The sequence below is a fragment of the Nostoc sp. genome (assembly GCF_036918245.1).
In the GTDB taxonomy this organism is placed as follows: Bacteria; Cyanobacteriota; Cyanobacteriia; order Cyanobacteriales; family Nostocaceae; genus Nostoc.
In genome coordinates this window covers 1-13184 of record NZ_JBALEF010000093.1, presented here as the reverse complement: position 1 = coordinate 13184, position 13184 = coordinate 1, and the positions used below count along the sequence as shown (strand labels likewise).

At 40.4% G+C, this 13184-nt stretch carries 10 protein-coding genes and 1 pseudogene; 8 read left to right on the top strand and 3 right to left on the bottom strand.

Annotated elements, in window-relative coordinates; all coding sequences use genetic code 11:
* The first annotated feature begins 92 nt into the window (after positions 1-92).
* From V7L12_RS26015 to V7L12_RS26005, 3 genes are all read left to right on the top strand, one after another.
* On the top strand, positions 93-1481 hold the full coding sequence (locus tag V7L12_RS26015; protein WP_335088773.1) for a cytochrome P450: 1389 nt from the start codon (positions 93-95) through the stop codon (positions 1479-1481).
* Positions 1482-2378: 897 nt separating this feature from the next.
* Positions 2379-3323: a hypothetical protein gene (locus V7L12_RS26010; RefSeq protein WP_334822416.1), complete on the top strand. Its 945-nt coding sequence runs from the start codon at positions 2379-2381 to the stop codon at positions 3321-3323.
* A gap of 23 nt (positions 3324-3346) precedes the next feature.
* Positions 3347-3655, top strand: a complete 309-nt coding sequence (locus V7L12_RS26005) for a hypothetical protein (RefSeq protein WP_335088771.1) — start codon at positions 3347-3349, stop codon at positions 3653-3655.
* Between the two features lie 198 nt (positions 3656-3853).
* Here the strand turns inward: V7L12_RS26005 and ccmS are convergent, their stop codons facing one another.
* Together ccmS and V7L12_RS25995 are read right to left on the bottom strand one after the other, a co-directional pair.
* Entirely contained in the window at positions 3854-4282 is a 429-nt protein-coding gene (gene ccmS / locus V7L12_RS26000) for a beta-carboxysome assembly chaperone CcmS (protein ID WP_335088769.1), read from the bottom strand.
* Positions 4283-4320: 38 nt separating this feature from the next.
* Positions 4321-6129 carry an ABC transporter ATP-binding protein gene (locus tag V7L12_RS25995; protein ID WP_335088767.1) on the bottom strand — a complete coding sequence of 603 codons (1809 nt, stop codon included), beginning with the start codon at positions 6127-6129 and terminating at the stop codon, positions 4321-4323.
* 265 nt (positions 6130-6394) lie between these two features.
* Here V7L12_RS25995 and V7L12_RS25990 point away from each other — a divergent pair, with 265 nt between their 5' ends.
* The 3 genes from V7L12_RS25990 (at position 6395) to V7L12_RS25980 (ending at position 9839) form a co-directional block, all read left to right on the top strand.
* Positions 6395-7243 (top strand): prohibitin family protein, encoded by an 849-nt coding sequence (locus V7L12_RS25990; RefSeq protein ID WP_335088765.1) that lies wholly within the window; start codon positions 6395-6397, stop codon positions 7241-7243.
* 178 nt (positions 7244-7421) lie between these two features.
* The gene (locus tag V7L12_RS25985) at positions 7422-7838 is read left to right on the top strand and encodes a DUF1824 family protein (RefSeq protein WP_335088763.1); all 417 of its coding nucleotides are present in this window, start codon (positions 7422-7424) and stop codon (positions 7836-7838) included.
* A gap of 72 nt (positions 7839-7910) precedes the next feature.
* Positions 7911-9839 (top strand): ABC-F family ATP-binding cassette domain-containing protein, encoded by a 1929-nt coding sequence (locus V7L12_RS25980; protein ID WP_335088761.1) that lies wholly within the window; start codon positions 7911-7913, stop codon positions 9837-9839.
* A 301-nt stretch (positions 9840-10140) separates the two neighbouring features.
* On the opposite strand, the gene V7L12_RS25975 is transcribed toward V7L12_RS25980, so the two are convergent.
* On the bottom strand, positions 10141-10365 hold the full coding sequence (locus V7L12_RS25975) for a hypothetical protein (protein ID WP_335088760.1): 225 nt from the start codon (positions 10363-10365) through the stop codon (positions 10141-10143).
* 168 nt (positions 10366-10533) lie between these two features.
* On the opposite strand from V7L12_RS25975, the gene V7L12_RS25970 reads away from it, so the two are divergent.
* Together V7L12_RS25970 and V7L12_RS25965 are read left to right on the top strand one after the other, a co-directional pair.
* A complete protein-coding gene (locus tag V7L12_RS25970) occupies positions 10534-12768 on the top strand; it encodes an NB-ARC domain-containing protein (protein WP_335088758.1) in 2235 nt (744 codons plus the stop codon).
* Positions 12705-13184 (top strand): annotated as a pseudogene (locus tag V7L12_RS25965) (hypothetical protein); the annotation flags it as partial. The gene V7L12_RS25970 and the pseudogene V7L12_RS25965, both read left to right, overlap by 64 nt.

Here is a 13184-nt window from a genome sequence, read left to right as displayed (position 1 = left end):
CCCCAATGATGAATATACCGCTTTCTGTAACCCTAAGTAACATGAAAAGTCGTAACAATAAAATTCAGAAGCCATCAACTCCACAAAGTTCTATGACAACAACTTACACTTACAATTTGCCTGATGGTCCCCAAATGCCGCGCTGGCTAAGGATGATCAAGTTTATTAGTCAACCACTGAAATATGTGGATGATTTTGCCCAAATTTACGGTGACACTTTCACAATCAGGAGTAATCGCTCGGATAACCATCTAATATATTTTAGTCAACCCCAAGCGCTTGAACAGATTTTTACTGCTGATTCCAGGCATTTTGAGGTTGGCAGGGGGAACATAGGACTAAAATTTTTACTTGGTGATCGCTCCTTTATGTTAGCGGATGGCGATCGCCACCAGCGCCAACGGCAATTATTAGCTCCTCCCTTTCATGGCGAAAGAATGCGGGCTTACGGCGAGGAAATTCGGGAAATAACCCGACAAGTGACTAATGAATGGCAAATTGCCAAGCCTTTTAATATCCGTAAGTCGATGCAAGAAATCACCTTGCGTGTTATTTTACGGGTTGTATTTGGTTTAAATGATGGACAGCTTTTTGAGGAACTGAAGCGATCGCTAAGTGACTTACTAGACTTCATCACTTCGCCCGTAATGTCCAGTGCCTTCTTTTTCCAGTTCATGCAAAAAGATTTCGGTGCGTGGAGTCCGTGGGGCTGGGTTTTGCAACAACGGCAAAAAATTGATCAACTGATTTATGCTTTACTTCGAGAACGTCGGGCTGAACTCGATCAAAATCGCCAAGATATCCTAAGTTTGATGATGGCTGCTCGTTACGACGATGGTCAAGGGATGTCAGATGAAGAATTACACGACGAGTTAATGACACTGCTAGTTGCGGGACATGAAACTACCGCTTCGGCATTGACATGGGCTTTTTACTGGATTGATCGTTTACCAGAGGTGCGTGAGAAGTTGTTACAGGAACTCAACACCCTTGGAGTTAACCCAGATTTAAGTAGTGTAGCTAAATTGCCCTATTTAACAGCAGTTTACCAAGAAACACTGCGAATTTACCCAATTGTCATGACTGCTTTCCCGCGGATAGTGAAGACCCCAATTACAATTATGGGCTACGAACTGCGAGAGGGAACGGTAATAGTCCCCAGTATTTATTTAGCGCATCATCGAGAAGAAGTCTACCCACAATCCAAGCAGTTCAAACCAGAACGCTTTTTAGAAAGACAATATTCACCTTATGAATATTTACCCTTTGGTGGCGGTAATCGTCGCTGCATTGGAATGGCATTTGCTCAGTATGAAATGAAAATTGTCTTGGCAACTGTTTTGTCAGAATTTCAAGTTTCGCTAGTGAATAAACGTCCCGTGCGTCCTGTGCGCCGTGGGTTAACTTTAGCTGCACCAGCCGGAATGCGGATGGTTGCAACACCTCAAGTAAAGCGTGCAAATACACCAGCGCTAGTTTAGGCAACTAGGGTGGGGAGTGAACTACCCACCCTACTATTGCTCTTTCATCACTCTGGTCAAATAAAAATTTAAGTCAACTTATAAACAAGTGACAGAAACTGGGTTTGGAGCTTTATTTTCTAACATTATGGCTCAAATCATCTCTTTGAAATGAAAGTCTTGTATAGCAAGGATGATTGTTTTATTTTCTGGCGAGAGTAACTAAAGAGCGCTATAGCAATCCGAATTTAAACGTCAGAAAATACGAAGATAAAAAGTACGTATTTATAGTCTTTTTAGCCATTTCAGCCATTTGTCTCTCACAACTGATTTAGGATTGTTGTATAAGGAAATAATTACGAATTATGAATTACGAATTACAAATTATCCTGACTCTCTTGCTTGTGGGCGAATTATTCATAATGTTTTTGTTGCGGTATTTAATTGACTCTTCAGTTCTTGATGCTTGTATTGCCTAATTTTGGTTTTTAGGTATTCTCCCCACCGTACCAGACGAGGTACTAACCATTGTTCCAATAGTCGGTCTAATTTATTTGTAATTTTATTTTTGACTATAAATATGTCTTAAGATAGATGTGGATACAGCAGCCTTCGGTTAAACATACAGAATGTAGTATGCAAGAAAGTAAATACTAGTAAACTGTTTTTATCCTTAATAGAAAAGCTAAAAATAACAGCTAAAGACCGAGTATTGCAAATATTATCTGCAATATCTAGTTTTCTGCTTGTATACTTTATTTGTAATACTTACTTGGCTAATAAATTCGGTTTAGCCGATTTTTAAGATGAGATTAGCGTTGGTAATATTATTGAACAATTGCGATCGCTAAAAAAATTTCTTAGATCAGTCGATATCACAACACCATCATACAATCCAGTTTTTTCTGAAGTCAGAAATTGGATGGATATTATATATCAGCACTTCTTGAAAGTAGAGAAATTTATATGTTCAAAAAACTTCATAAAACAGTAGCAGTAGTTACTGTTATAGCAGCTTTAACAACTAGCTGTCGGTCTAATGAAGAGTATAAAAAACTAGCCAAAGCCGCAGATGATTATACTGAAGCTACTGACCAGCTATTAGAAGAAGCTGGTGATATTCAAATCCAAACCACTTCAGAAGTGGTTTTAAGAAATTATTTAGGAGTTACTGGTTATTATACTAAAAAGGAAAATGAAGTGGAATATAGACAGTTATCACAAAAAGATAAAAAAATACTTGATTTATTCACTGAGGTTCGTAATCATAATCGACTTTTACAATCTTACTTTTATAAGCTTCAAGAACTAGCTACCTCGGACGCACCTGAGAGAGTTGAAGCAGATATTGAAAATACTTTAAGCGGGCTACAGATGAGTCGAGCAAAGATACTTGACTTAAGTCCTAGTCCAATTAACATACCAGGTTTATTTGCTCAAATTGGACAAATAGAGGTTAGCAACAAAATAAATAACACAATAAAAAAAGAATTAGAAAGAAACAGTAAGGTAATTTTTCAAGAGTTACAATTACAACAAGAACTTTTAAAAAAAATTAAGGATATTGTAGAATCTAATATTAAATACAAACAAGAACTACAAGAAACTCGCCTGATTGTAACACCATTAAAAAATCAACAGTTGCTATTAGCAGATGATCTAACAAATTGGATTAAAACTCGGCAGGATATTTTTAATTCAGATATCAACACTATAGTCGGAATAAATAGCTCAATCTCTCTCTTAGAAGATTTTTCAAATAGTTTTAGGAATGCTATAAATCTAAAAATATCTAATGAGGAAATAAACAAAGTTACGCAAGATACTAACTCATTTATAAACTTTGTATCTACTAATAAGTAATCGTAGCAAGGAGAATTAATATCATGTCTATTAATAATGGAGATGAGCTTGAGACAGTACAACCTCGATTGCAGCAAATTATCAATACGCTAGAATCTTCAGACTGGAAAGATATTAAATCCAAAGAAGATTTTATCCAAGATCAAACTAAATTATACGCGTTTCAACAAAACCTAACAATTAATTTTCTTGAAGCCTGGGTCGGCAAAGCAAAGCAAAATGAGGCTTCATTAAAAACAGGAATAAAAAACTTAGAAGAAGGTTTAAAACAAGTTAATAGTTATGCTGAGGCAACTAAAAAAATTCGAAAATTCCTAAGCATTTTTAGTTAGATTTAACATAAGATAGGCAGAGTAATTGAATTGTGATAGCTCGTTAAAACTTAAATTCAAAAGAACTGGCACAAATGAATAACCATGCTTTACATTCTTTGCCAACTTACTGGATAGCCTCCTTATTTACTAGTGTCCAATCAAATAGATTATTTTTTTGGTAGCTGAATCCCCAGTTCACAGGAATAAAAGATGGGTTTAGGGTTCCAGTTGTTTACTCATCCGTTGTTCCAGCACATCCAATAACCCATCCACATCCTTCCCAGCTTGCTCAAAACAAATCGGTGGTGCTGGTTCCGGTGCAAACTGAATTAACTTAATTTCCCCCTTCCCAATCCCAATCATCACAACTTCTATTTCCGGCTTGTGATTCTCGACAATTCCCAAAATTTCCTGAAGCCGATTCTCAACCTTAATATTTAAATTCTCTATCTGCTCTTTCGGACAATAAACAAAATGCGGCGTTGGTTGCAAATCAATACCAACAGTACCCTGACTGTCACCATTTGCTAACCACAATCCCCAAAAAAGCGCCGCCAATTCTTGCTGATTTGCTTTGACAAACTTATCCAACTGGTGACGCCACTTAGTATCACCTGATTCTGGTTGACTATTACCAAAAAACATAAATAATTCGTAATGAAGACACAGACAATAGGCAAAACTTATCTTAAACCTGACTGTACACGCCAGAGGCCGGAATAAATACCGTCTTTCTCCAGCAATTGCTCATGGGTTCCCGACTCTACTAATTTCCCATGTTCCATGACATAAATGCAATCGGCATTGCGGATAGTTGAAAGACGATGAGCGATCGCAATTGTAGTTCTATCTACTGTAATCCGTTCTAGCGATCGCTGGATTGCCGCTTCTGTCTCATTATCCACCGCCGAGGTTGCCTCATCTAAAATCAAAATGGGCGGATTCTTCAAGACTGCGCGGGCGATCGCAATTCGTTGTCTTTGTCCACCAGATAACTTTTGTCCTCTTTCCCCCACAATTGTCTCATAACCTTCGGGCAATTCAATAATAAATTCGTGCGCCTCAGCTATCTTCGCCGCCGTGATGATTTCTTGCTCTGGAGTCTCAAAGCTACCATAAGCAATATTCTCCGCTACAGTGCCATGAAATAGAAAGACATCTTGACTCACCAAACCAATGCAGCGGCGCAAATCTTGCAAATTCAAACTTTGCAAATCAATACCATCGAGAGTAATGCTTCCAGCTTGCACTTCGTACAACCGCAACAAAAGTTTGACTAAAGTGCTTTTACCAGAACCAGTTGAACCGACAATTGCAATGGTTTTTCCCGCCGGAATATCCAAAGACAGATTTTTAATTACTGGAAATCTATCTTTATAGGCAAAATAAACATTGTTAAATTTAACTTCACCGCGTACTTCATCCACAGGTAACGCCACATCACCTGTATGAATAGCGATAGGGGTATCCAATAAATTCATAACTCGATTAGTAGAAGCCATTGCCCTTTGATATTGGTCAAATGTTTCGCCTAATCTAGTTAAAGGCCACAGCAAGCGCTGGATTAAAAACACTAATACGCTGTAAGTACCTACAGACATTTCTCCAGAAACTGCTGCCATCCCCCCATACAAAAGTAATGCCGTGAACCCAACCAAAATTAGCATCCGAATTAACGGGACAAAAGCAGCAGAAAGAGTAATTGCCTTAGAATTACTGCGGCGATAAGCGTCACTATCTAATTCCAAACGAGAGGCTTCATAAGCTTCAGATGTGAAGCTTTTAATAGTAGTAATTCCGCTGATATTGTTTGACAACCGCGAATTCAGAAAACCTACCTTTTCTCGCACATTAGCGTAGCGAGGCGCAAGTAGTCGTTGGTAGGCAAAAGAACCCCAGAGGATGAATGGCATCGGAGACAAAGCCATCCACGCTACACTAGGAGCCAAAATAAAGAAAGCAGCACCAATAATTAGAACAGTTGCAGAAACTTGGATGATATCATTTGCTCCCCCATCCAAAAACCGCTCTAATTGGTTAATATCATCACTGAGGATAGACATTAAACCGCCAGTACTGCGTTCTTCAAAATAAGCCAACTCCAACTCTTGCAAATGTTTGTATGCATCCAAACGCAAGTCATGCTGAATATTCTGAGCCAAATTCCGCCAAAGTCGAGCGTAGGCGTACTCAAAAACAGATTCTAGTATCCAAATGATCACAGTCAGGAAGGAAATAATCAAAAATTGTTCAAAGACATCGCGTACCCCTAACTGTGCAATTATAGAATCCTGTTGCTTGACTACCACATCCACCGCCACGCCAATTAAGCCGGGTGGTGCTAAGTCAAAAAATTTATTGAGGGTAGAATAAATAGTCGCCAGCCAAATTTGTTTACGATACTGGTGTCCATACTCAAGCAAACGCTGGAGAGGATGCGTTGAATGTTTACGCCTTCTTGATGCCCGATGAGATTTTAATGCAGTAGCCACGGCTTTTTGCGGTTTCGTGTGACTGATATTACCACGGAACAAAGTCTTGAGTCCTAAGTCCTGAGTCAGAAGATTGATTCAGACAGACTAATGAGAAACTAGTAACTGAGTTTATTCAAGAACTGGGGAGTGGGGAGCAGGGGTGCATACTTCGACTGCGCTCAGTAACCGGGGGAGCAGGGGGAGAATAAGAAATAACTAATGACAAATGACAAATGACAAATGACCAATGACCAATGACTAACTCAATATTGGAGAGAGGAATTTGAAAAATCAGCAATTGGGTAATTGGCAAACCACAGTTTTTGGAATTGTGTTAGCAATACTAGTGATTATTGGGCTAAATTCTTTTATCATTATTAACCCAGGACAAGCAGGAGTAATCAGCATCTTGGGTAAAGCGAGAGATGGCGCTTTATTGGAAGGTATTCATGTAAAACCGCCTTTTATCACCGTGATAGATGTGTATGATTTAACAGTGCAAAAATTTGAAGTCCCAGCAGAAAGTTCTACTAAAGATTTGCAAAATTTATCTGCGAGATTTGCAATTAACTTTCGCCTCGATCCGATTAAGGTAGTTGAAGTTAGAAGAAAACAAGGAACATTAGCGAATATAGTATCAAAAATCATTGCGCCCCAAACACAAGAAGCATTTAAAATTGCCGCAGCTAGAAGAACAGTAGAAGAAGCGATTACCAAAAGAAGTGAATTGAAAGAAGACTTTGATAATGCCTTAGGCGATCGCTTAGACAAATATGGGATAATTGTGTTAGATACTAGCGTAGTTGATTTAGCATTCTCGCCAGAATTTGCCAGAGCAGTCGAAGAAAAACAAATTGCTGAACAACGCGCGCAAAGAGCCGTTTATGTAGCACGGGAAGCTGAACAAGAAGCCCAAGCAGACATTAATCGTGCCAAAGGTAGGGCAGAAGCTCAAAGACTCTTAGCAGAAACACTCAAAGCCCAAGGAGGACAGTTGGTTCTGCAAAAAGAAGCAATTGAAGCTTGGAAGACTGGCGGCGCTCAGATGCCCAAAGTCCTGGTTATGGGTAGTGACTCAAAAAATGGCGTACCCTTCATATTCAACCTTGGGAATGTCCAAAATCAACCGTAAAAGGGAAGTGGGCATCAGATAACAAGGTCTAAAGTTATGGAATTTGCTCTGACCTCAGACAAATTTTACAATACATTGGACTATTCCCAATTCAAAATCTAAAATTCAAAATGGTATAAGTTGGGTCAGTGCCAACTCAAACACCACAGAAAAACCAACAAGATAATAGTCGAAGTTTATGTCAACCCCAAATCCTCAGAATCTCACTGCCGAAGAAGCGAAAAAATTACTGAACAAATTCAACTGTCTAGACATTGCCCCTATCCTCAACTCATCACAAAAAGTAGTAATTCGTAATGCTTTAATTTTGCTTACCAAGCTTACTGATTACCAAATTTTAGGAATTTGTGCTGATACAGCAGAAGAAGGAATATTGGCGATGAAAACCTATTCTCTGGCTTTGGGTTATGAACCACCAAACAATTTACTTACACCCGAAGGCCCAGTTTATATCAAATTAAATGGTAAAAATGGCTTGTGTTATCTTGATTCTTATGATGGACATCATCGTGGTGTATTAGTATCTTGCCAGTCTTATGACGAAGATGGAATCAACGAAATGTATGGACACCTTCCCTTGGACTTATTTGTATAGAATTCGGCGAATGTAGGTAAGGTATTTGCCTTACCTATTCACTAATGAAAAATAATTAATGACTTCAATCTTATGAGTATTATTACACTACAATCAGTAAAAAAAGACTTTGGCATCAAGGAAATTTTAAAAGATGCTAGCTTTAGCCTTGATGCTACCGATAAAGTTGGATTAATTGGTACTAATGGTTCTGGTAAATCAACCTTATTAAAAATGATCGCTGGGCTAGAATCGATAGATAGCGGTCAAATTTTAATTAACTCCGGTTCTAAAATTATCTACTTACCCCAGCAGCCAGATTTAGATGAAAATCACACAGTTTTAGAGCAAGTTTTCGCCGACAGTGGCGAACACATGGCTTTAGTACGCGAGTATGAAGAACTTTCTGATAAATTGGTTCATTATCCAGATGATAGTCAACTGATGTCTCGCCTTTCTGTGGTGATGCAACGAATGGATACGACTGGTGCTTGGGAACTAGAAACTAATGCCAAAATCATCCTCACAAAATTAGGAATTTCTGACTTTGATGCCAAGATAAGTACTTTATCTGGAGGTTATCGTAAGCGCATTGCTTTAGCATCAGCCTTGCTATCAGAACCAGATGCTTTGCTCATGGATGAACCGACAAACCATCTTGATGCTCTTTCTGTAGAATGGTTACAAAGTTATTTAAATCGCTATCGCGGCGCACTTTTTCTGATTACCCACGATCGCTACTTTCTAGATCGCGTTACCAATCGGATTATTGAAATTGACCGAGGCGACATTTACACTTATACAGGTAACTATTCATATTACCTGGAAAAGAAAGCTTTAGCTGAAGAATCTGCCGTAAGTAGTCAACGTAAACATCAAGGCTTGTTGCGCCGCGAGTTAGAATGGCTCAAAAAAGGGCCAAAAGCCAGAAGTACCAAGCAAAAAGCTAGAATTGACCGCGCTCACGCTCTGCGGGATACTGAATTTAAACAAGTTCAGGGTAAAGTTGATATTTCGACAGTTGGTCGTCGCATTGGTAAAAAAGTTATTGAATTAGATAACGTTTCTAAGGCATACAATGGACGCACTCTGATTAATAATTTCACCTACGAATTTAGCCCAGAAGACCGCATCGGCATTATTGGCGCTAATGGTGCTGGTAAATCCACTTTAATGGATATTATTACTGGACAGGTTAAGCCAGATTCCGGCATTGCAGAAATTGGGACTACGATTCACATTGGTTATTTTGACCAGCATTCTGAAGAATTGCTCACAGCCTTAAACGAAAATCAGCGCGTGATTGACTACATCAAAGAAGAAGGAGAGTTTATCAAAATTACCGATGGGACTCAAATTACTGCTTCTCAAATGTTGGAGCGGTTTTTGTTTCCTGGTAATCAGCAGTATGCCCCAATTAGTAAACTTTCGGGTGGTGAAAAACGCCGTTTATTTCTGTTGCGGGTTTTGATGAGTGCGCCCAATGTCTTAATTTTAGATGAACCGACAAACGATTTAGATGTCCAGACATTGGCAGTATTAGAAGATTATTTAGAAGATTTTGCCGGATGTGTAATTGTAGTTTCTCACGATCGCTACTTTCTCGATCGCACCATCGACACAGTATTTTCCTTTGAGGAAGGCGGTAATCTCCGGCAATATCCAGGTAATTACTCAGTTTATCTGGACTATAAGAAGGCTGAAGAAGCACAGCAACAAGCTGCTAACGCTAAGGAAAAGCCGAAAAATGTCGAAGTCCAAAATGGTGCGTCTTCAGCCAAGGATGGAGAGAATACCAAGCGACGCAGGTTATCCAATTGGGAAAAAAAGGAATTTGAGCAGTTGGAAGGTAAAATTGCCGAGTTAGAGGCTGAAAAGGCAGAAACCGAGAAAACACTAGCGAATGTCTCACCAGGGAATTATAGCCAAGTGCAGAAACTCTATAATCAGGTGGAAAATCTTAAGCAAGCGATCGATGTGGCGACTGAACGGTGGTTAGAATTGGCGGAGATGGAGTCTTAATTTTTTAACAGTTTTACCCCACCCTAACCCTCCCCGTATGTATTGGGGAGGGAACCAGATTTCTTATTTTCCCCCTTTATAAGGGGCAGTGGAAGCTCACAAAAATCAACCAGCTTCTGAGGCAACTAGATTTCTTATTTCCCCCTTTATAAGGCTACCGTGTATACACTTTACCCCACCCTAACCCTCCCCTTATAAAGGGGAGGGAACAAGATTTCTTGTTTCCCCCCTTTATAAGGGGGGATTAAGGGGGGTAATGCGACTTGTGCGTACACCATAGCTTTTTAAGAGGGGAATCGGTTCATCTTTTACTCTTGCTTTTTAGAGAATCGTTTTTCTCCCTTTTATCCTGCAAGCTACGAATTTTAACCAGTACTGGAATATATTGTTGAATCATCCAAATCAACGCCTCAATTGATGAGTTACCTCGGTCGATTCGGCTTTTAGCTTGGAAGCCAATCAAGAATAGTTGCATTGCCAGCAACAAAGCAATGGTTTTACTGAGAATATGACGCTTAATTTGCATTTGTTTGTACCCCAAAGAGTTGATAGATACAGGTTCTCTTTGGGGTTGTGTCCCTAAGCAAGTACCCTAATCTTGCTGAAAATGCCTTAGAATCTGGATTACATGAGTTTGGGGTGGTAGTTTCAATATGGGGTAGCCTCAAACTTCTTACTCAATTTTTTGGATGTAATGCCACGAACTACCTATGGGCCTCAGATTCAAAAGCGAGTCAAGCGTCTGCTAGAGGCGTTGCTTTGTTTTGTCGATGGAGAATTTGAGGACGGTAATTTTAAAATTGAGTCCGACTGGAAAGAAGCAGACAGCGTTAACCCCAAGCTGACTGTGCAGACTACGTTAGTCGTGTTGGAGTTGCTGACGCAAAAAGACAAATATTCTGGCAAGTTAACTAAAGTGCAAATTCGAGAGGCGCTGAATTTGCTGAAGGATTTTTTGAAGATTCTGGAAGATAACCGTCTCCAAACTCAAGGTTCTGATGACTGGCGCTTTACTTTAAAGCTATGGTCAAAGGATAGAGAGAAGAACCTGAAAGGGTTTGATGAAGCGTGGGAAAAGAAAAGATCAAAGAAATCGAAATTAAATAACCCCTCTCCAAACCTCTCCCCCACAGGGAGAGAGGCTTTGAATGTTCCCCCTTCCCTAGTAGAAAAGGGGGTTAGGGAGTTAGGTCACATACAAATATTTCAAGCGCCACCTTTACCCACACACTTTGTAGAACGCCCAGAGTACAGCGATGATTTAAAGACTCGTCTTTTAAATGGTTCATCGTCTGATAGTCGCACTTTGGTAATTACTGCGATTCACGGTTTGGGTTCGGTGGGCAAATCTACTTTAGCTGCGGCTTTAGCCCATGATGCAGAAATACAATCTCGTTTTTGTGATGGCATTCTTTGGGCAACATTAGGTCAACAACCCAATGTGCTTACTTTACTTAGTAACTGGGTACAAGCATTAGGAGACTATAGCTTTAAACCTACAAATGTAACAGCAAGTTCCTTGCATTTGCGGACGCTGCTTTATGACAAGGCTGTGTTGCTGGTGGTGGATGATGCGTGGAATACCGAAGATGCACAAGCATTTAATTTTGGTGGGGCGCGTTGTCAAGTTTTAGTAACTACTCGTGAAGGTCACATTGCCGATGCTTTAGCAGCCAACACCTACAGTCTGGATATAATGAAACCAGACCAGGCAATGGAATTGCTGACGAAGAAATTAAGACGCGAGATTACAGGCATAGAACGTCACTCAGCAGAAAATTTAGCCAAAGGCGTTGGTTATCTTCCCCTAGCATTGGAACTCGCAGCCGCCGAAGTTGCCTGTGGTACGACTTGGAATGAACTGTTGGCGGATATTCAGCAAGAAGTAGCCAGATTAACAAGTTTTGACCGACCGGAAGCCGAAGAAATTACCGATGAGGCTAGTTTAAAACGCCTGAGTTTAACCGCATCATTAAATTTGAGTGTCAAGAGAATGCCACTAGAAAAGCAGCAGCATTTCTCTTGGTTAGGGGTATTGCCGGAGGATGTCAACATTAATAAGATGATGGCGGCAACGCTGTGGCAGATGGATAAGCGTGATGCTGCCAAGATGTTGCAATATTTACGGAATAAAGCATTGCTATTAACAGGAGTACCGCTTGCTGATGGTATGCCTACTTATCGTTTACATGATTTATTCCACGATTTAGCTTGTAATTTGTTAACTGCTCCCTCCGAGCCAAAGCGCCCAGGAGATTTGGCTGGGTTGGGTTTAAACCTTGCTGATGTTCACGCTGCTTTTTTAAAGAAGTATCGGCAGAAAACCCAGAATGGTTTATGGCATACTTTACTCGATGATGGTTACATTCATCAGTATTTAGTTTGGCATTTGGAAAAGGCTGGACAGTTAGAAGAGATTCACCAGTTATTGCGGGAAGAGTCTGCAACTGGAAGCAATGGCTGGTATGAAGCGCGAGAACAATTGGCACAAACTGGCGGTTACATCACAGATATTTCTCGTGCCTGGGAACTAGCAGAAGCGAATTGGACTGAATCAACACTAAGCTTGCAGTGTCGTTATGCTTTGATTACTGCATCGATGAATAGTTTGGCAGCTAATGTACCAGTAGATTTATTGCTTGCCTTGGTCAAAAACAAGATGTGGACTCCCGAACAAGGACTAGCTTATGCTCTGCAAAAACCAGAACCACAAGAGAAAATCGATTCGCTGACAGAACTAGTCAATTATTTAACACCAAATCTTCAAGAATTAGCACTGCAAAAAGCCCTTGCTGCTGCCAGGGCGATTCAGGATGAGTATTATCGTGCCAATGCCTTGAGTGCCTTAGCTGACAAACAGATATATTGCCAGAAGCCCTTGCTGCTGCCAGGGCGATTCAGTCTGAGTATTATCGTGCCAATACCTTGAGTGCCTTAGCTGACAAACTGCCACCAGAGTTGTTGCCAGAAGCCCTTGCTGCTGCCAGGGCGATTCAGGATGAGGATTCTCGTGCCAATGCCTTGAGTGCCTTAGCTGACAAACTGCCAGATATATTGCCAGAAGCCCTTGCTGCTGCCAAGGCGATTCAGGATGAGTATTATCGTGCCAATGCCTTGAGTGCCTTAGCTGACAAACTGCCACCAGAGTTGTTGCCAGAAGCCCTTGCTGCTGCCAAGGCGATTCAGGATGAGTATTATCGTGCCAATGCCTTGAGTGCCTTAGCTGACAAACTGCCAGATATATTGCCAGAAGCCCTTGCTGCTGCCAGGGCGATTCAGGATGAGTATTATCGTGCCAATGCCTTGAGTGCCTTAGCTGACAAACAGATATATTGCCAGAAGCCC

What these genes read in the sequence shown, in the direction of transcription:
- V7L12_RS26005 (WP_335088771.1), top strand. Translation starts at nt 3,347, where the DNA reads ATGTCTATTAATAATGGAGATGAGCTTGAGACAGTACAACCTCGATTG.
- V7L12_RS25970 (WP_335088758.1), top strand. Translation starts at nt 10,534, where the DNA reads ATGCCACGAACTACCTATGGGCCTCAGATTCAAAAGCGAGTCAAGCGT.
- ccmS (WP_335088769.1), bottom strand. Translation starts at nt 4,282, where the DNA reads ATGTTTTTTGGTAATAGTCAACCAGAATCAGGTGATACTAAGTGGCGT.
- V7L12_RS26015 (WP_335088773.1), top strand. Translation starts at nt 93, where the DNA reads ATGACAACAACTTACACTTACAATTTGCCTGATGGTCCCCAAATGCCG.
- V7L12_RS25980 (WP_335088761.1), top strand. Translation starts at nt 7,911, where the DNA reads ATGAGTATTATTACACTACAATCAGTAAAAAAAGACTTTGGCATCAAG.
- V7L12_RS25985 (WP_335088763.1), top strand. Translation starts at nt 7,422, where the DNA reads ATGTCAACCCCAAATCCTCAGAATCTCACTGCCGAAGAAGCGAAAAAA.
- V7L12_RS25975 (WP_335088760.1), bottom strand. Translation starts at nt 10,365, where the DNA reads ATGCAAATTAAGCGTCATATTCTCAGTAAAACCATTGCTTTGTTGCTG.